Raw genomic sequence first — 17,658 nt, forward strand, 5'->3', positions numbered from 1 at the left:
GGACTGTCACCGGCCCCTGTCAGTACATCCTATTTCACCGCTCCCATGGTCAATCCCTGGACGAGGTGCTTGGACACCATCAGGGCGAAGACGATGACCGGCAGGACGATCAGCGTGCCGGTCGCCATGATCTCGCCCCACGGCAGGTCGTAGCCGCTCATGAAGCTGGTCGCCGCCACCGGGGCCGTCCGCGCCGCGTTGCGCGTCAGGACCAGGGCATAGAGCAGTTCGTTCCACGAGAAGATGAAGGAGAAGATCGCCGACACGGCGACGCCGGGCATGGCGAGCGGCAAGGCGATCCGCCAGAAGATGGTGAAGCGCGAGGCGCCGGCCAGCCGGGCCGCCTCGTCCAGGTCCTTCGGAACGCCGCGGAACTGGTCGGTGCAGATCCACACCACGATCGGCAGGTTGAAGGTCAGGTAGACCAGGATCAGCACGAGATGCGTGTCGATCATGCCGAAGGTCCGCGCCATCAGGAAGATCGGCAGCGCCACGACGATCGGGCTCAGCATGCGGTTGGTGATGAACCAGAACCACAGCTCCCCCTTGGCCTTGAACTCGAACCGGGCCAGCGCATAGGCCGCCGGCGTGCCCAGCCCCACTGCCAGCACCGTCGTGGAGACCGCTATGATGATCGAGTTGATCAGGCTGGACAGGACGTCGCGGTTGAACAGCACCTCGAAGTAATTGTCCAGCCGGGGCGTGAAGACCCAGATCGGCGGCGACGCCAGGGCCTCAGCCTGGGTCTTCAGGCTGGTCGCCACCATCCAGTAGAACGGGAACACGGCGAACAGGAAGATCGCGAGCAGCCCGACCAGGTGCCAGGCGGTCACCATACGCTTCGGCTTGCTTCGCTGGAACGTCGCCGGGACGGCGCTGTCGGCGGTTGCCACGGCCATGGGTCAGATCTCCCGGTAGACGAACTTGATGTAGAGGCGGGCCAGGATGATGGTCAGGATCAGCAGCAGGATCGCCTGCGCCGACGCCACCCCCTGGTCGAAGACCCGGAAGCCGACCCGCTGGATATAGACGCTGACCAGCTCGGTCGCGGCCCCCGGCCCGCCCCGGGTCATGGTGAAGACGGTGTCGAACATCTTCAGGATGTCGGCCGTCCGCAGGATCAGGATCACCGTGATGCTGGGCAGCAGGAACGGCAGCTGGACGTAGCGGACGATCTGCCAGCGGCTGCGGGTCTCCAGCCTCGCCGCCTCCTCGATCTCGGTCGGGACCATGGTCAGGCCGGCCAGCAGGACAAGGGCGCAGAACGGCGTCCACTGCCAGATGTCCATCAGCGCCACCGCGATGAAGGCGTTGGTGGTGTCGCCCAGCCACTCGACCGGGCCGCTCCCGACCAGCGTCAGCAGGGCGTTGGCGACACCGAAATCGCGGTTGAAGATCAGCCTTCCGATCAGCCCGACCACGGCCGGCGCGGTCGCCAGCGGGATCACCAGGCTCAGCCGCGCCAGCAGCTTGAAGCCGGACAGGCCCGGCTTGTGAAGCAGCAGGGCGATCGCCAGCCCCAGCGCGATCTGGATCGGCACGACGGTGACCAGGAAGGTGAAGGTCCGCCCCAGCGCGCCCCAGAAGGACGGGTCGTAGAAGACCGTCAGGTAGTTGTCGAACCCGACGAAGGGCGTCGCGTCGCGCGGGCGGGCCAGGTTGTAGCGCCGGAACGAGTTGACCAGCGCGAACACCGTCGGGAAGATCCCGATCAGCGCCAGCGCCACCACCGCCGGGGCCAGGAAGGCGAAGGCCGCCCGCCCGTTGTTCCAGAGCGTGGGAAACACGGCCGGCTTGGTTCCGCTGGGCATGGACGCGGATCTCCCTCGATAGATGATGGAGGGGCGGCGTCCCGCCGCCCCATCCTGTTACTTCCGCAGCGGCTTGCTGCCGTCATAGTAGCCGGCCTGGCCCAGGATCTCCTCGACCCGGGTGCCGATCGACCGGGCGCCTTCCTCGATGCCGACATTGCCCAGCATCATCCGGGTGCCCCACTCGGCGACCACCTCGGAGATTTCCGGCCACTCGGCGAAGCGGGGGCGGAAGTCGGGAACGCCGCCGTCCCAGGACGTCACCATCGGCTGGACGAAGGGATAGCGCTTCTGGATGTCGGCATCCTTGTAGACCGAGGTGCGTCCGCTGACGCCGCCGGCCTCCACATAGGGCTTCGCCATCTCCTCGGATGTCACCCACTGGATGAACAGCCAGGCGGCCGCCTTCTTGTCGTCCGACGACTGCGCGTTGACGCCCAGCGAGAAGCCGCCCAGCGCCGGCTTCAGGCCGGCCGGTCCGGCGGGCTCGGTGGCGACCGCGAGGCAGTCGGTGATGCGCGACTTGGTCGGGTCGGCCAGCGTGCTGTAGAAGGCCGACCATTCCGTGATCATCGCGACGTTGCCCTGGGCCAGGGCGTTGACCGCCTCGGCATGGTCATAGTCGACGATGCCCGGCGGCATGATCTTCATCAGGTCCTGGCGGAACTTCAGGCCGGCCTGCGACTCCTGGGAGTTCAGGTTCGACTTGAACTGGTCGTCCAGCAGCGAGCCGCCGAACGGCCACAGCACGCGCATGAAGCTGTCGGCCGATTGGGTCTCGCCCCGGCGGGACTGGAGCGCGAAGGCGTATTTCCGGTTCGCCTGGTCGGTCAGCTTGGGACCATAGACGTTCAGCAGCTCGTCCCAGGTCGCCGGCGGCTTGTCGAATCCGGCCTCCTGGAGCATGCACCTGTTGTAATAGAGCAGGCCCGAGTAATTGTCGAACGGCAGGCCGTAGACCTCGTCGCCCCAGGTGCCGAAGGATTCCAGCAGGATCGGGAAGAAGCCGTCCAGCTTCAGGTTCGGGTCCGCCAGGTCCTCGTCGTCGGTGAAGGTCTTGATCGGCTCCAGCCAGCCGTTGCCGGCGAACTCGCCGATCCAGACCACGTCGGTCAGGACCACGTCGATCTCGCCGCCCGCGGTGAAGTCGAGCACCTGCCGCTCGCGGCTGTTCTCGTAGGGAACGATCTCGTAATTGACCTTGATGCCGGTCTTCTTCTCGAACTCCGGCAGCAGCTTGATCGCGGCGGCGTAGCCGGGCCGGTCAAGGAAGATCGCCTTGATGCTGGTGCCCTTGTAGGGCTCCGCCGCCTGTTCCAGCGTCCAGGCCATGGCGCTGGTGGACGATACGAGCGCCGCCGCGAAGGCGATGGCGCACGCAAGCTTTTTCCTCATCACGTTCCCTCCAGGATGTTTTTGATGGAATGCTGTTTGATCCGCAGGTCAGGTCTGGTTCGGCAGGATGATGGTCTTCACCGCGCCGTCGTGGAATTCGGCCGGATAGCTGAAGGCGTCGTCGGCCTTTTCGAGGGCGAAGCGATGGGTCACCATGGTATCCACGTCCACCCGGCCGTCGGCGACCAGCTTGATGGCGCGCTCGTAGACATGGCCCATGCGCCGCGACATCTTGATGTCCAGACCCTTGCGCCGCAGCAGCGACGCGCTGAGCGGGACGTACTGGTCGCCGTCGGGAATGCCGACCAGCACGACCCGGCCGCCGATCCGGGCGGACTCGGCCGCGATCTGGAAGCCCATGGGCGAGTTGGTCGCCTCCAGCACCAGGTCGACGCCCCGGCCGCCGGTCCAGTCGGCGATCGCCGCGTGGCTGTCGGCGACCTCGTCGGCTCCCAGCTTCTTCGCCAGGCTGGAGCGGTAATCCACGGGATCGATCGCGTAGACCTTGTCCTTGCACATCAGCTTGGCGAGCTGGAGCAGGCACAGCCCGATCGGGCCGCTGCCGATGATCGCGACGGTCTCCAGCACCCGCTTCATCTTGGCCAGGTCCATGGCGTGGATCGCGACGCCCAGCGGCTCCAGCATGACCGCCTGGATGTCGGTGAAATCGTCCGGCACCGGGAAGATCTGGCTGGGGGCGGCGGAGATCAGCTCGGTCATGGCGCCGTGGGTGGTCGGCGGCGCGCCCATGAACTCGACGTTCGGGCACAGGTTGACGTGGCCGCGCTCGCACCATTCGCAGTGGCCGCAGGGCTTCGCCGGATCGACCGCGACCAGCTGGCCGGCCTTCAGGCCCAGGTCCGGCCGGTCCTCGATCACGCGGGCGGCGAACTCGTGCCCCGGCACGAAGGGCTGGCTGATCCGGGCGGAGCCGATCGCCCCTTCCTTGTAGTAATGCAGGTCGCTGCCGCATACGCCGACGGCGCTGACGCTCAGGAGAACCTCGTTGCCCGCGGGCCGGGGGGTCGGCTTGTCGCCCACCCGGATATCCCGGATCCCGTGGATGTACGCGGCGCGCATGCTGGGTCTCCTCCTTGACTTTTGTAAGAATGAATTTACAAATATCGTATTGTGAGGAAACTAAGAGTGTCAAGCTTTTGTAATTCCGACAATACATTTATTCGGCTTAGCCAGGGTTGGGGACGAGCACCGGTGCGAGAACGAGAAACTTGGGGAGGGGAGAGCAAGTGACCGAGGTCAAGCTGAGCGGCGTCGAGAAGGCGTACGGCGATGTGAAGGTCCTGCACGACATCGATCTGGACATCGAGAACCGCGAGTTCGTGGTGTTCGTCGGCCCGTCGGGCTGCGGGAAATCGACGCTGCTGCGGACCATCGCGGGGCTGGAGGACATCACCCGGGGGCGGATCTCCATCGGCGGCCGGGACGTGACATACCTGGAGCCGGCGGACCGCGGGGTCGCGATGGTGTTCCAGTCCTACGCGCTCTACCCGCACATGACGGTCTACGACAACATCGCCTTCGGCCTGAAGATGCAGAAGGCACCCAAGGCGGAGATCGAGAACCGGGTCCGCAACGCCGCCCGCATCCTCCAGCTGGAGCCGCTGCTCGACCGCAAGCCCAAGGCCCTGTCGGGCGGCCAGCGCCAGCGCGTCGCCATCGGCCGCGCCATCGTCCACGAGCCCGACGTCTTCCTGTTCGACGAGCCGCTGTCCAACCTGGACGCCTCGCTGCGGGTCCAGATGCGGATCGAGATCGCCAAGCTGCACGCCGACCTCAAGGCGACCATGATCTACGTGACCCACGACCAGGTCGAGGCCATGACCCTGGCCGACAAGATCGTGGTGCTGAACAAGGGGCGGATCGAGCAGGTCGGCAGCCCGCTGGAGCTCTACCGCCACCCCGTCAACCGCTTCGTCGCCGGCTTCATCGGGTCGCCCCAGATGAACTTCCTGCCGGTCCAGGCCGCGTCGGCCGCGGCCGGCGGCGTGACCGTCACCCTGCCCGGCGGCGACCGGCTGACGGTGCCGGTCAGGCCCGACGGCGTGGCACCCGGGGCCAGGCTGACCCTCGGCCTCCGGCCGGAGGATCTGTCCGACCAGGGCCAGGGGGAAGCCCGGATCGTCGGCCAGACCCTGGTGGTGGAGCATCTGGGCGGCGAGACCTTCGCCTATACCAGGACCGCGGAGGGCAGCGAGCTGATGGTCAAGGGCGACGGCAATTCCCCGGTGAAGGCGGGGGAACAACTGAGCATCGGCGTGTCGGGCCGGTGCTGCCATCTGTTCGACGAGGCCGGGCTGGCGCTGCCGCACCTGGCGCGGCACTCGGCGGTCGCGGCTTGAGGCTGCCCGCCTCCCCTCCCCTTTTCCCGAGAGCAGGTGCGTGATGGCAGACATCTACGTGATCGGCATCGACGCAGGCACCGAGAGCATGCGGGCGGGCGTCTTCGACCTGGACGGCGGTCTGGTCGCCGAGGGCGTGACGCCGATCGAGACCCGGTTTCCCCAGGCCAGCTGGGCCGAGCAGAGTCCGGAGGATTGGTGGCGGGCGCTCGGCGCCTCGGTCCGCCAGGCGGTCGGCAAGGCCGGCATCCGTCCCGACCAGGTGGTCGGCCTCGCCGCCGACACCACCTGCTGCACGGTGGTGGCGATGGACGACCGGGGCCGCTCGCTCCGCCCCGCGATCATCTGGATGGACATGCGGGCCGCCCCCCAGGCTGCCCGCATCGCGGCGCTGGACGACCCGGCGCTGAAGGTGAACAATGCCGGCCGCGGCCCCGTCTCGGCCGAGTGGATGATCCCCAAGTCGCTCTGGATGGCCGAGAACCAGCCCGACCTGTTCGAGCAGGCCGACTATGTCTGCGACTGCCAGGACTACATCAATTTCCACCTGACCGGCCGCATGGTCGCCAACATCACCAGCGCCTCGACCCGCTGGCACTATGACAGCCGGACCGGCTACGCCGCCGGCCTGCTGTCCAAGCTCGGACTGACCGCCCTGCTCGACCGCTGGCCGCGCGAGGTGCTGCCGCTGGGCCAGGTGATCGGCGGCCTGACCCCGGCCGCCGCCGAGCATCTGGGACTTCCCGCCGGCCTTCCGGTCGCCCAGGGCGGATCGGACGCGTTCATCGGGATGATCGGACTGGGCGTGGTCCAGCCGAACCGGCTCGCCATGATCACCGGTTCCTCCCACAACCATCTGGGCTTCGTGGGCGAGGAGGTCCATGGCGCCGGCTTCTGGGGAACATATCCCGACGCGGTGATCCCCGGCCTGCATGCGATCGAGGGCGGCCAGACCTCCACCGGGTCGGTGATCGCCTGGTTCAAGCGCCTGATCGATTCCGGCATCACCTATGAGCGCCTGAACGCCGAGGCCGCGGAGCTGCCGCCCGGGTCGGAAGGTCTGGTCGTGCTGGACCATTTCCAGGGCAACCGGACGCCCTACACGGACTCCGCCTCGCGCGGGGCGATCACCGGCCTGACCCTGCGCCACGGGCCGGCGCACATCTTCCGCGCCATGATGGAGAGCGTCGCCTTCGGCACCGAATTGATCCTGGAGACCATGGGCGCCGCCGGCTTCAAGCCGGAGGACGTGGTGGTCTGCGGCGGGGCGACCAATTCGGACCTGTGGATCCAGATCCACGCCGACGTGTCCGGCCTGCCGCTCAAGCTGACCCGCATCGCCAACGCGCCCATGCTGGGCAGCGCCGTGCTGGCCGCGGTCGGGGCCGGCCATTACGACGATATCGCGACGGCGGCGGGCCGCATGGTCCAGGTGGTCCGGACGGTCGAGCCGGACATGAAGCGCTACGAGGCGTACCGGCCGGTCTATGATTCCTACAAGGCGCTCTACCCGGCGCTCAAGGTCGTGCTTCGGCCGTAGCGCCTCAGCATCTCGACGGTGACGCAGCGCTCCCCGGCGCCGATGCCGCCGAGGTGCAGGAACGGCGCGTCGGGCTCGCCCAGGTCCGACAGCACGCCCATGGCGTAGCGCAGGTCCTCGAAGCGGGTATAGTCGCTGGTGGTGGCGAGCGTCGGGATGCCGGCGCGCCGCGCCGCCATGACGCCGTTGTAGGAGTCCTCGATCGCGACGCAGGCTTCCGCCGGAAGCCCGAGCCGGTCGAGCGCCAGCAGGTAGACGTCCGGCGCCGGCTTCTTGGCCGCCACCATGTCGCCGGCGGCGATCACCTCGAACAGGCCCAGGGCGTCCGGCCCCAGCGCCTGCCTCAGCAGGATCTTCACGTTGGGCAGGCTGGTGGTGGTCGCGATGGCGAGCCGCAGGCCGGCGTCCGCCGCCTCCCGGATCAGCCGCGCCACGCCGGGGCGGAGCGCTATGCCGCCCTCCGCGAGGTTGGCGACGTAGCGGTCGGTCTTGGCCTTGTGGATCTCGCCGACGATCGGCTCCACCCTGCCCGCCTCCGCCGGGCGGTGGCGGCCGACATAATCGCGGATGCGCTCCTTGCCGCCGGTCACCCTGAGCAACTCGGCATAGAGCCGGCGGTCCCAGTGCCAGTCCAGGCCGAAGCTGCCGAAGGTCTCGTTGAAGGCCCGGCGATGCTCCTCCTCGGTTTCCGCGAGGGTGCCGTCGACGTCGAAGATGATCGCCTGAAGGGTCATCGCCGTGCCTCTTCGATTATTGCCGCTGTCCGGGCCTTCAGTATGCAGTCCCCCAGCCCCGCCTTGAAGACGTTTCTCCCCTTCCGTCCCGCAACGATTCCACGACTTTCGGGTTGATCCGCCCGACACTCGGACCAAGACCGGACGGACGATGCGGAAGAAGCTGGGGCGCTACCGGGACCCGACGCGGATGGCGATCCAGACCGGCGTCGCGGCCGTGCTGATCGTTCCGGCCACCCCCTGCCCCAGGCCGTGGCGCTCTTCGTCGTGGGGACGGCGCTGGTCTTCATCGCCGGGATCTGGCCCGGGCTGAGGTTCGGCGCGATCGCCGCGGCAATCCTGATCCTGGCGCCGCCTCCCGACGAGGCCGACGTGCTGGCGACCGCGGCGGGGCGGGCCACCCAGATCGTGCTGGGGGCGGTGATCGCGACCGTCACGTCGCGCCTGCTGTTTCCGGCCTCGGCCCATCGCCAGTCGGCGCGGCACGTCTCGCGCGCCCTCGACCTGTGCGCCGACCTGCTGGGGGAGGTGACCGACGAGCTTCTTGGCCGGCAGAAGGAGCCGTCGCGGATCGCGGAGCTGGACGACCAGATCCTGGGAGCCTTGCAGGCGGCCGAAAGCTCGGCGTCGCAGTCGCGCCGGCCGATCGAACGCCGACGGCGGAGTCACGACCGGATCAACGATCCCGTCAGGATCGTGAGGTGCGCCCAGCATCTGTGGCATACCATCGTCTTTGCGCAGCGGACCGGCGGAGGCCCGCTGGCTTCCGGGCCGCGCGAACCGCTGGCGGACCCCCTGTACCGTTTATCCGAAGCCGCCCGCGCCCATCTCCTGGAGCTCTCCCAAGCGATCCGGTCGGGCGATCCCCTGCCCCGGATCGACGCCGTCCGGGACGCGAGGCATGCGCTGGAAATCGCCCTGGCCGAGGTCCGCCGGCAGGGCGCCACCCGCAGCCTCCCGGCGGACGAGGCGGAGCGGGTGTTCGCCCTGTCGCTCGCCATGGACCATCTGGTCAGCAACCTTGACTCCCTGACCAAGCTGGCCCGGCCGCCGCAGGAGCAGCGGTAGACGAAGGCGCCTCGCTTCAGTATTGGAGCCGGTCAATGATCCTCTGCGTGTGATCCTCTCCTCCGAAGAAGACGGCAAGAATCCTGACTTCCGACCTGACCTCGTCGATCTCGAAGTAGAAGATGAACTTTTCTTTGGTCACAGTGCGCAGGCCCGGCCATATTCCGGGATGCTCGGTACCCCGATGCGGGTTTCTGTCGAATGTCCGCATATAGGCGGCGGCAGCTTTGACGCGGGCGGCGGCACGGTCGCCGGCATCCTCGGGGCTATCCCCCAGGTTCCGGAATGTTTTGAAGAGGAAGCTTTCAATCAGCGCCAAGTCGCGGACGACGCCCCTGGCCGGACGGACGTCATAGATCCGCACGATCTTGTCTTCTGTTGTCAAGCATCGCGTCGATGTCCCGCTCGCTTTCCTCGAGAGAGACGAAGCTTTCCGAATGGCGCCGCTCGATCAGTGCCCGCAGGCCGGTGATTTCCGCATCGCGCGCCTCGTTGTCGCGCCTGAGCAGTTCGAGTCCCTGTTGAAGCACCGCGCTGAGACTGGAATACCGACCGGCGGTCACAAGGCTTCGGGCATATGCTTCCTGCTCATCCGTCAAGGAAATCGATGTCTTGACCGTCATGTCAAAATCCCGAAAGCCGATGTCCGTGTCGTTCATATGCTACCACCCGGTAGCACCGCCTTCAACGCCAGTGGCTTCACCCGTAAAGATGGCAGCTCACCAGATGCGGCCTGTCCGGGGTGCCGATGTTCCGCTCCGCCGGTTCGATGCTGCGGCAATGGTCCATGGCGGCGGGGCAGCGCGGGTGGAAGGGACAGCCGGGCGGCGGTGATTCCGGATTGGGCAGGTCGCCGGCCAGGACGGTGCGGGCGCGACGCCGCTCCGGGTCCGGTTGCGGGATCGCCGACAGCAGCGCCCGGGTGTAGGGATGCGCCGGCTCGGCATAGAGCGCGTCGACGTCGGCCAGCTCGACGATCCGGCCCAGATACATCACCGCGACCCGGTCGCTGATGTAGCGGATCACGGCGAGGTCGTGGGAGATGAACAGGTAGGACAGGTTCATCTCCGCCCGCAGCGCCACCAGCAGGTTCAGCACCTGGGACTGGATCGACAGGTCCAGGGCGGAGACCGGCTCGTCCGCGACGACCAGCTTGGGCTTCAGCGCGATCGCCCGGGCGATGCCGATGCGCTGGCGCTGCCCGCCGGAGAACTCGTGCGGGTAGCGCCGGGCGGCGTCCGGCGGAAGCCCGACCTTCTCCAGGAGCTGGGCGACCTCTGCCCGGCGCTCGGCCCGGCTGCCGATGCCGTGGATATCCAGCGGCTCCCGGATGATGTCGCCGACGCTCATTCGGGGGTCGAGCGAGGCGTAGGGGTCCTGGAAGATGATCTGCATGTCGCGGCGCCTGGTCCGGAGCGCACGCGCCGGCAAGGCCCCGATGTCCTCGCCGTCGAACCGGATCGCGCCGGAGGTAGGCTCCACCAGCCGCAGGCACAGCCGCGCCAGGGTGGACTTGCCGCAGCCGGACTCGCCGACGATGCCGATCGTCTCGCCGCGGCGCTGGCTCAGGCTGACGCCGTTGACGGCATGGATCACGCCGCCGCCCTTGATCGGGAAATGCTTGGTCAGGTTCTCGACCGTCAGCAGGTCGTCGGGGGAGTTCGTCATGGAACGGGGTTCCAGCAGGCGAAGGCGTGGCCGTCCGGACCGCCTACCAGCGGAGGCATCTCGGCCCGGCAGCGGTCCAGGACGTTGGGGCAGCGGTCGGCGAAGGGGCACCCCGGCGGGCGTTTGCCGGGACTGGGCACCATGCCGGGGATGGTCGGCAGGACGCCCCGGCCGCCGTCGAGCCTGGGCATGGAGTCGAGCAGCCCCGCAGTGTAGGGGTGGCGCGGACGGGCGAACAGCGGTCGGACCGGCGCCGTTTCGACCACACGGCCGGCATACATCACCACGACCTCGTCGCAATGCTCCGCGACCACGCCCAGGTCGTGGGTGATCAGCAGGATCGCCATGCCCAGCCGCTCGCGCAGGCCCGAGAGCAGATCGAGGATCTGCGCCTGGATCGTCACATCGAGCGCCGTGGTCGGCTCGTCGGCCACCAGCAGGCGCGGCTCGCAGGCCAGCGCCATGGCGATCATGATGCGCTGGCGCAGGCCGCCGGACAGCTCGTGCGGGAACTGCGCGAGCCGCCGCTCCGGCGCCCCGATCCCGACGAGGCGGAGCAGTTCCAGGCAGCGCCGGTGCCGCTCCGCCCGGTTCAAGGCGGTGTGAAGGCGCAGCGCCTCGTCGATCTGCCAGCCGACGGTGAAGGTCGGGTTGAGGCTGGTCATCGGCTCCTGGAAGATCATGCCGATGCGGTTGCCCCGCATGTCGCGCATGGCGCCTTCGTCCAGGGCCAGCAGGTCGGTGCCGTCGAACCGCACGCTGCCCCGCTCCACCCGGCTCGGCGGAGAGGGCAGCAGGCGCAGGATCGACATGGCGGTGACGCTCTTGCCGCAGCCGGATTCCCCGACCAGCCCGACCACCGAGCCGGCGTTCAGGGTGAAGCCGACCCCGTCCAGCACGGTGGCGCGGGCATCGCTCCGGTCCCGCCCGCCGAAGCTGACGGTCAGGTCCCGCACCTCCAGCAGCGGCCTGGTTTCGGACGTGGTCAGGACAGCACCACCCGCGGGAAGTAGAAGCTCACCACCCAGTTCGGCATGTCCACGATCTCGCTGACGCGCAGGTCGCCGCAGACGCTGCACAGCATGTAGGCCTCCACCGCCGACATGCCGTGCCGGGCGGTCAGCAGGTCGATCATGCCCGACACGGCGGCCCGCGCCCCTTCCATCAGGTCGGGGCCGACGCCGGTGGTCACCTCGTACCCTTCCGCGTCCAGGTGGCGGGTCACCGGCCCGCGGGTGCGGAAGCGCGGGAAGGCCAGGTCGGCGCCCTTGACCAGCTCGAACTTCAGGGTGACGTCCATCGGGCTCTCGATCGCGGTGCCGCAGACCTCGCCGTCGCCCTGGGCCGCGTGGGTGTCGCCGACGGAGAAGAGGGCTCCCGCCACCTCGACCGGCAGGTACAGCTCGGTGCCGGCGCACAGGTCGCGGACGTCCAGGTTGCCCCCTACCCTGCGCGGCGGAACCACGCTGTGCAGCCCCGGCTCGGCCGGCGCCAGCCCGATCGTGCCGGTGAAGGGCTTCAGCGGCACCCGGCCGCCGGGTCCGTAGAGGGCCGGCGCCATGCTGGCGGGATCGTACTTCCAGATGTGCAGCGCGGCCTCGGTGAACTGGTCGGCCAGCAGCCCGAACCCGGGAATGTTGGCGGTCCAGCCCCAGCCCGACGGCCTGAAGGAGACCAGGGTCACCTTCAGCGCGTCGCCCGGCTCCGCCCCGTCGATATGGACCGGGCCGGTGACCGGGTTGACCTTGCCGAAATCGAGCCGGAGCAGGTCGTCCAGCACGCTGCCGGGGCCGAGCTGCCCGCCCGAGCTGTCCACCGTCTCGAACTCCACGGTCTCGCCCGGGGCGATGGTCAGGACCGGGGCGTTGGAATTGTCCCAGCCATGGTGGTGGCAGTGACGGTGGATGGTGTGGCCGGGCGCATGGGTGTGGTTACTGGACATCGGTTGCGTACACTTGCTCGTAGTTGACCGGGATATGGACGGGATCGACGAAGATCGCATCCGGGCCGCCCATGCGGGCGCTGTGCATGGTGAAGCGCTGCTCGTTGAACACGGGAGCCCAGGGGGCGTCCTCCATGATCTTCAGGTAGATGTCGCGCCAGGCGGCGGTGCGCTCCTCCTCCTTCGCGGGATCGACCATGGCATCGGCCGCCGCAGCCTTGGCGTCCAGGTCCTTGTTGCAGTACCAGGACCAGTTCCAGCCGCCCGGCACCGCGCCGGCGCAGCCCAGGATCGGGCCGTAGAAGTTGGACGGGTCGGGGAAGTCCGCGATCCAGGCCATGCCGCCGGACCAGATCATGGGGGCGCCCTTCGGCTCCCCGCCGGCCGCGATCACGTTGGCCTGGGCCAGCGTCTTGACCGCCGCCCGGATGCCGACCGCGGCGAGGTCCTGCTGGATCGCCTGGACGATGCGCGGGTTGGGGTCGGTGTTGTTGGCCAGGATCTCGGTATCGAAGCCGTCGGGGAACCCGGCCTCGGCCAGCAGCGCCTTGGCCTTGTTCTGGTCGAAAGCGTAGCCCTGGTAGTCCTTGGCATAGCCGGGCATGGTCGGCGGCAGCGGCTGGGTCGCCGGAACGGCGCGGCCGTTGATGATCCGGACGATGCGGTCCTTGTTGATCGCCATGTTGACGGCCCGGCGGACCCGGACGTCGTCGAACGGCTTCATCGTCACGTTCATCGTGACGTAGCCGGTATGGAGCTGGCCGCCCTCGGCGATCAGGTCCTTGTTCTTCGCGTTGCCGCGGACTTCCAGGAAGCGAGCCGGCGGGATGCCGTCGCCCAGCACGTCCACCTCGCCCCGTTCCAGCCGGAGCAGGGCAACGGTCGGCTCCTGCCCGATCTCGAAGGTGATCTGGTCCAGGTGCGGCAGCCCCTGTTCGAAATAGTCGGGGTTGCGCTCGAACACGACGCGCTGGCCCAGCACCCACTCCGCCAGCTTGAAGGCGCCCGTGCCGACCGGCTGCTTGCCGAAATCGGCGCCGGATTTCTCGACCTCCTCCTTCGGGACGGCGAAGGAGAAGTTGATCGCCATCACGTGCAGGAACGTCGCGTCGGGGCGCGACAGCTCGATCCTGACGGTTTGCGGGTCGACCACCGTGATGCCGGACAGGCTGCCGTCGCCGGCCGTCGCCTCCTCGAAGCCCTTGATCGAGCCGAAGAAGCCGGCGCCCGGGCTCTGGGTCGCGGGGTTGACGGTGCGCTCGATCGAATACTTGATGTCGTCGGCGGCGAGCGCCCGCCCGTTGTGGAACTTGACCCCCTGCCGGAGCTTGAAGGTGTAGGTCATGCCGTCGGCCGACATCTCGTAGCTCTCGGCCAGGTTGGGCCGCAGGGTCGTGGTACCGGGCTCGTAATCCATCAGGCCGTCGAACAGGGCCTTGATCATCGACCAGTTCTGCCAGTCGTAACCGATCGCCGGGTCCAGCGTCGCGACGTCGTCCTTGTAGGTCACGACCATCGAGCCGCCGTTCTTGATGTCGGCGGCGCCGGCTGCCTGAGTGAGTGCGGTTCCGCACAGCAGGGACGACGCGAGGGCGCCGGCAAGCATCAGGGTACGCATGTCCGTAAAGCCTCCTGTAGCTGTTCGTCTTGTGATTTTTTCATTCGAGCCATGGGGTCAGCGCAGCTTGATGCGCGGGTCGGCGAGCGGCGCGATCAGGTCCGCCAGCAGGTTGCCGAGCACGATGAAGACGGCGGCGGTCAGCGTGACGCCCATGATCACGGGAATGTCCACCTGCTGGATCGCCTGCCACGTCAGCTGGCCGATGCCGGGCCAGCCGAACACGGATTCCACGACCACCGCGCCGCTCATGAAGATGCCGATATCCAGGCCGATCATGGCGATCAGCGGCAGTACCGCGTTGCGGAGCGCGTGGATGAAGACGATGCGGCGGCTTCCCGCCCCTTTGGCGCGTGCGGTCCGGATATAGTCCTGGCGCAGCACATCCACCATGGAGCTTCGGGCCATCCTGCTGTACCAGCCGCCGCCCAGGATCCCCAGGGTCAGCGACGGCAGCACCAGATGGGCGAAGGTGCCGTAGCCGCCGATCGGGAACCAGCCGAGCTGGACCGCGAACACGTAGAGCAGCAGGATCCCCACGACGAACTGGGGTGCCGATACGCCCAGGAACGATGCCACCATGATGGCCGTGTCGGTCGGCCGCCCCCGCCTGACCGCCGCCAGAATGCCCGCCGTCAGCCCGATCACAAGTTCGCAGACGATGGCGCCGGCCATCAGCAGCAGGGTCGCGGGCAGCCGGCTCCAGACCAGGGAAGCGACTTCCGTCCGCTGGATGTAGGAACGCCCCATGTCGCCCTGTGCCAGATTGCCGAGATAGCGCAGGTATTGCTGCCACAGCGGGAGGTCGAGCCCGAGCTGCTGGCGGATCGACTGCACCGTCGCCGCCGTCGCCGACCGCCCGGCGATCTGGCGCGCCGGGTCGGCCGGCAGCAGGTAAAGCAGGATGAAGGTGACGAAGGTGACGCCCAGGAGGATCAGCACCGCCTGGACGACGCGCCGGGCAAGATATCCCGCCATGGTCACCGGCCCCGCTGGGTCGGGTCGAGCGCGTCGCGCAGCCCGTCGCCGACAAGGTTGAAGGCCAGCGCCAGCAGCAGGATCGCGGCGCCGGGGATGAACACCAGCCAGGGCGCGTTGGCGAAATAGGTCTGGTTCTCGTAGATGATGTTGCCCCAGGAGGGCTCCGGCGGGCGGACGCCGATGCCGAGGAACGACAGGGTCGCTTCCAGCAGGACCGTCGTGGCGATGCCGAGCGTGGCATAGACCAGCACGGTCGGGACCAGATGCGGCACGATGTGGCGGAACAGGATGCGCGGCCAGCCGGCACCCAGCGCCCGGCACGCCTCGATATAGTCCCGCTCGGCCAGCGCCGTCGTCTCCGTATAGATGACGCGGGCGATCTGCACCCAGTTCACCATGGCGATGACCAGGGCCACGATCAGCAGCGACGGGCTGAAGATCGCCGCCAGCGCGATCGCCAGGAGCAGCGCGGGGAACGCCATCATCAGGTCGGTGAAGCGCATGAGCGCGGCGCCGACCACCCCTCGCGCATAGCCGGCGACGACGCCCAGCAGCGTGCCGACCAGGACGGCCACCCCGTTCGCCAACACGCCGACCACCAGGGAGGTGCGCGCGCCGTAGATCAGGCGGGACAGCAGGTCGCGGCCGAGCTGGTCGGTTCCCAGCCAGAAGGTTCCGTTGGGCGGCAGCGGCGCCCCTTCCAGGGTCAGTCCTTCGAAGAATTGCTCGTTGGGATCGAACGGGGCCAGCAGGGGCGCCGACAGCGCAGCCCCGACGATGACGGTGATCAGGACCAGCCCCGCCATGGCGATGCGGTTGCCGGCAAAGCGCCTCAGGGCATCAGACATTCATGATACGGGGGGCTGAAGGCGGACGGCCGCCCAGCCCGATGGCTTTACAGTCACTGTGGGATATTCCGTGCATGGTGGAGACCCGCTCGCTTCGGGCAATTGGTTTCTAACCAATTGAAACTGCTTGGGCTCGCACCGCAAGACCCCCAGAGAGCTAATCCCTTCGGGCGCCCGTCATTCCCAGCTCGCCTTCTTCGAGGCTTCCGCCGCAAGATGAAGCGTCAGGTCGCCGGACGGCATTTCGCGGCCCAGCGGTGCCCCCTGCCCTGCCCACATGTTGGTGAAGTCCGGCGAGCCGGCCGGCTCGGTCAGTCCCCTCAGGGGCACCAGGGCTCCGCCGGCCAGCGGGAAATCCGGTGCGAGCGGCGACAGCGGCCCGACCTCGGCGACGATGCGATTGACGATCCCGCGTGCCGGGCGCCCGGTGAAGACGTTGGTGACGACGGTGTCATCGGCCGCCGCCGTCCTGAGCGCCTCGCGGTGCATGGCGGAGATCTTCGCCTCCGGCGTGAAAAGGTAAGCCGTGCCGATCTGCACGGCGGAGGCACCCAGCGCGAAGGCGGCGACGATCCCGCGCGCGTCCATGATCCCGCCGGCCGCGATCACCGGGACCCGGACGGCATCGGCGACCTGGGGCACCAGCGCGAAGGTGCCGACTTGGCGATCCATGTCGGCCATGAGGTCTTTTCCCAGGAAGGTTCCGCGGTGCCCGCCGGCTTCCATGCCCATGGCAACGATGGCGTCGCAGCCCCGTTCCTCCAGCCATCGGGCCTCGGCGACGGTGGTCGCGGAGGAGATGATCCGGGCGCCCGTCGCCCTCACCCGCTCCAGCAACGTCGTCTCGGGAAGACCGAAATGGAAGCTGACGGTTTCGGGCCTGTACTCCTCGACCAGGGAACAGAACTCCCCGTCGAACGGCGCGCGGTCGGAAACCGGGACCGGTGCCTGGGGATCGAGGCCATGTTCGACATAGTACGGCGCCAGCCGCGCCCGCCAAGCCATGGCGCGGGCACCATCCTCCGCCGGCGGCGTGTGGCAGAAAAAGTTGAGGTTGATCGGGCGCGACGTTGCCCGGCGGATCGTGTCCAGCGCCTCGCGCGCCTGGGTGGCGCTGTACATAGCACAAGGCAGCGAACCCAGCCCGCCGGCCTCGCTGACCGCGATCACCATTTCCGGCGTGGTCGCCCCGGCCATGGGAGCCTGGATGATCGGAAGCTCGATGCCGAAAAGGTCGAGGACGCGACGGTCTGGCCAGTGAGTCAAGATAACCCTCCCCTGGGAGCGGTGCGGCAGGCGCCCGGAACCCGCGGTCCGGAATGCATTGATACTCCATATCCGCGAAGACGGTCCAGTCACCGGCGCACCGGCTTTCGGCCGGCCGGATGTTGCGCCGCAGCATGATGCATGGGCGTTATGACGCAGACAGTTATGGAAATGGTTTCATCCCTGGCCCACAATGCCCGCCATGTCTGTCCTGATCGCCTTGATGCTGCTCGTCCTTTTGGGATGGCTTGTGATGGTTCCGCTGATCATCCCTCCGTGCTGGCTCCTGTGCCGCCGCTGGGGATATCCGCCGGCACTGTCCCTGTGGCTGGTCGTTCCCTATTTCGGCCTCGTCGTGTTCCTCATGATCCTCCTGCAACCGCGCCGCGCGGCCCGCTCCGCAGGATCGGCTTAGGCGGAAAAGCGC

The 17,658-nt window shown here is 68.0% G+C and carries 18 protein-coding genes; 4 read left to right on the forward strand and 14 right to left on the reverse strand.

Annotated features, from left to right (window positions below; all coding sequences use genetic code 11):
- Positions 1-29: 29 nt before the first annotated feature.
- The 4 genes from IGS68_RS31910 to IGS68_RS31925 all read right to left on the reverse strand — a co-directional run bounded on the left by IGS68_RS31910 (position 30) and on the right by IGS68_RS31925 (position 4,286).
- Positions 30-836 carry a carbohydrate ABC transporter permease gene (locus IGS68_RS31910; RefSeq protein ID WP_371822007.1) on the reverse strand — a complete coding sequence of 269 codons (807 nt, stop codon included), beginning with the start codon at positions 834-836 and terminating at the stop codon, positions 30-32.
- A 66-nt stretch (positions 837-902) separates the two neighbouring features.
- Positions 903-1,811 (reverse strand): carbohydrate ABC transporter permease, encoded by a 909-nt coding sequence (locus tag IGS68_RS31915; RefSeq protein WP_201083338.1) that lies wholly within the window; start codon positions 1,809-1,811, stop codon positions 903-905.
- A gap of 57 nt (positions 1,812-1,868) precedes the next feature.
- On the reverse strand, positions 1,869-3,206 hold the full coding sequence (locus tag IGS68_RS31920; RefSeq protein ID WP_201083340.1) for an ABC transporter substrate-binding protein: 1,338 nt from the start codon (positions 3,204-3,206) through the stop codon (positions 1,869-1,871).
- A 48-nt stretch (positions 3,207-3,254) separates the two neighbouring features.
- Positions 3,255-4,286, reverse strand: a complete 1,032-nt coding sequence (locus IGS68_RS31925) for a zinc-dependent alcohol dehydrogenase (protein WP_201083342.1) — start codon at positions 4,284-4,286, stop codon at positions 3,255-3,257.
- Positions 4,287-4,453: 167 nt separating this feature from the next.
- Here IGS68_RS31925 and IGS68_RS31930 point away from each other — a divergent pair, with 167 nt between their 5' ends.
- Together IGS68_RS31930 and IGS68_RS31935 are read left to right on the forward strand one after the other, a co-directional pair.
- Entirely contained in the window at positions 4,454-5,566 is a 1,113-nt protein-coding gene (locus tag IGS68_RS31930; protein ID WP_201083344.1) for an ABC transporter ATP-binding protein, read from the forward strand.
- Positions 5,567-5,609: 43 nt separating this feature from the next.
- On the forward strand, positions 5,610-7,106 hold the full coding sequence (locus tag IGS68_RS31935) for an FGGY-family carbohydrate kinase (RefSeq protein ID WP_201083346.1): 1,497 nt from the start codon (positions 5,610-5,612) through the stop codon (positions 7,104-7,106).
- Here IGS68_RS31935 and IGS68_RS31940 read toward each other — a convergent pair.
- Entirely contained in the window at positions 7,073-7,840 is a 768-nt protein-coding gene (locus tag IGS68_RS31940) for an HAD family hydrolase (protein ID WP_201083348.1), read from the reverse strand. The genes IGS68_RS31935 and IGS68_RS31940 overlap by 34 nt on opposite strands.
- Before the next feature lie 252 nt (positions 7,841-8,092).
- Between IGS68_RS31940 and IGS68_RS31945 the strand changes: the two genes are divergently transcribed.
- Positions 8,093-8,908, forward strand: a complete 816-nt coding sequence (locus IGS68_RS31945; protein ID WP_201083350.1) for an FUSC family protein — start codon at positions 8,093-8,095, stop codon at positions 8,906-8,908.
- Positions 8,909-8,924: 16 nt separating this feature from the next.
- Here IGS68_RS31945 and IGS68_RS31950 read toward each other — a convergent pair whose 3' ends face one another.
- From IGS68_RS31950 to IGS68_RS31990, 9 genes are all read right to left on the reverse strand, one after another.
- Positions 8,925-9,272 (reverse strand): hypothetical protein, encoded by a 348-nt coding sequence (locus tag IGS68_RS31950; RefSeq protein ID WP_201083353.1) that lies wholly within the window; start codon positions 9,270-9,272, stop codon positions 8,925-8,927.
- A complete protein-coding gene (locus IGS68_RS31955; RefSeq protein ID WP_201083539.1) occupies positions 9,259-9,531 on the reverse strand; it encodes a ribbon-helix-helix domain-containing protein in 273 nt (90 codons plus the stop codon). The genes IGS68_RS31950 and IGS68_RS31955 overlap by 14 nt, the downstream gene beginning before the upstream one ends.
- Before the next feature lie 76 nt (positions 9,532-9,607).
- Positions 9,608-10,576, reverse strand: coding sequence for an ABC transporter ATP-binding protein (locus IGS68_RS31960; RefSeq protein WP_201083357.1), 969 nt, complete (start codon positions 10,574-10,576; stop codon positions 9,608-9,610).
- Positions 10,573-11,532, reverse strand: coding sequence for an ABC transporter ATP-binding protein (locus IGS68_RS31965; RefSeq protein ID WP_247881507.1), 960 nt, complete (start codon positions 11,530-11,532; stop codon positions 10,573-10,575). Before IGS68_RS31965 ends, IGS68_RS31960 begins: the two co-directional genes overlap by 4 nt.
- 29 nt (positions 11,533-11,561) lie before the next feature.
- A complete protein-coding gene (locus tag IGS68_RS31970) occupies positions 11,562-12,518 on the reverse strand; it encodes an acetamidase/formamidase family protein (RefSeq protein WP_201083358.1) in 957 nt (318 codons plus the stop codon).
- Entirely contained in the window at positions 12,508-14,136 is a 1,629-nt protein-coding gene (locus IGS68_RS31975; protein WP_201083359.1) for an ABC transporter substrate-binding protein, read from the reverse strand. Before IGS68_RS31975 ends, IGS68_RS31970 begins: the two co-directional genes overlap by 11 nt.
- Positions 14,137-14,193: 57 nt before the next feature.
- On the reverse strand, positions 14,194-15,114 hold the full coding sequence (locus tag IGS68_RS31980; protein ID WP_201083360.1) for an ABC transporter permease: 921 nt from the start codon (positions 15,112-15,114) through the stop codon (positions 14,194-14,196).
- 2 nt (positions 15,115-15,116) lie between these two features.
- Positions 15,117-15,965 (reverse strand): ABC transporter permease, encoded by an 849-nt coding sequence (locus tag IGS68_RS31985; protein WP_201083361.1) that lies wholly within the window; start codon positions 15,963-15,965, stop codon positions 15,117-15,119.
- 177 nt (positions 15,966-16,142) lie between these two features.
- Positions 16,143-17,231, reverse strand: coding sequence for an NAD(P)H-dependent flavin oxidoreductase (locus IGS68_RS31990; RefSeq protein WP_201083363.1), 1,089 nt, complete (start codon positions 17,229-17,231; stop codon positions 16,143-16,145).
- A 253-nt stretch (positions 17,232-17,484) separates the two neighbouring features.
- Between IGS68_RS31990 and IGS68_RS31995 the strand changes: the two genes are divergently transcribed.
- Positions 17,485-17,646, forward strand: coding sequence for a hypothetical protein (locus IGS68_RS31995; RefSeq protein ID WP_201083365.1), 162 nt, complete (start codon positions 17,485-17,487; stop codon positions 17,644-17,646).
- The last annotated feature ends 12 nt before the right edge of the window (positions 17,647-17,658 follow it).

Origin of the sequence: Skermanella sp. TT6, from assembly GCF_016653635.2 — a bacterium.
Lineage (GTDB): Bacteria > Pseudomonadota > Alphaproteobacteria > Azospirillales > Azospirillaceae > Skermanella > Skermanella cutis.

Bases quoted from the DNA above. Each gene is read 5' to 3' on its own strand.
- IGS68_RS31970 (WP_201083358.1), bottom strand. From the start codon at position 12,518: ATGTCCAGTAACCACACCCATGCGCCCGGCCACACCATCCACCGTCAC.
- IGS68_RS31995 (WP_201083365.1), top strand. From the start codon at position 17,485: ATGGTTCCGCTGATCATCCCTCCGTGCTGGCTCCTGTGCCGCCGCTGG.
- IGS68_RS31955 (WP_201083539.1), bottom strand. From the start codon at position 9,531: ATGACGGTCAAGACATCGATTTCCTTGACGGATGAGCAGGAAGCATAT.
- IGS68_RS31980 (WP_201083360.1), bottom strand. From the start codon at position 15,114: ATGGCGGGATATCTTGCCCGGCGCGTCGTCCAGGCGGTGCTGATCCTC.
- IGS68_RS31920 (WP_201083340.1), bottom strand. From the start codon at position 3,206: ATGAGGAAAAAGCTTGCGTGCGCCATCGCCTTCGCGGCGGCGCTCGTA.
- IGS68_RS31985 (WP_201083361.1), bottom strand. From the start codon at position 15,965: ATGTCTGATGCCCTGAGGCGCTTTGCCGGCAACCGCATCGCCATGGCG.
- IGS68_RS31910 (WP_371822007.1), bottom strand. From the start codon at position 836: ATGGTGACCGCCTGGCACCTGGTCGGGCTGCTCGCGATCTTCCTGTTC.
- IGS68_RS31925 (WP_201083342.1), bottom strand. From the start codon at position 4,286: ATGCGCGCCGCGTACATCCACGGGATCCGGGATATCCGGGTGGGCGAC.
- IGS68_RS31960 (WP_201083357.1), bottom strand. From the start codon at position 10,576: ATGACGAACTCCCCCGACGACCTGCTGACGGTCGAGAACCTGACCAAG.
- IGS68_RS31975 (WP_201083359.1), bottom strand. From the start codon at position 14,136: ATGCGTACCCTGATGCTTGCCGGCGCCCTCGCGTCGTCCCTGCTGTGC.
- IGS68_RS31915 (WP_201083338.1), bottom strand. From the start codon at position 1,811: ATGCCCAGCGGAACCAAGCCGGCCGTGTTTCCCACGCTCTGGAACAAC.
- IGS68_RS31940 (WP_201083348.1), bottom strand. From the start codon at position 7,840: ATGACCCTTCAGGCGATCATCTTCGACGTCGACGGCACCCTCGCGGAA.
- IGS68_RS31935 (WP_201083346.1), top strand. From the start codon at position 5,610: ATGGCAGACATCTACGTGATCGGCATCGACGCAGGCACCGAGAGCATG.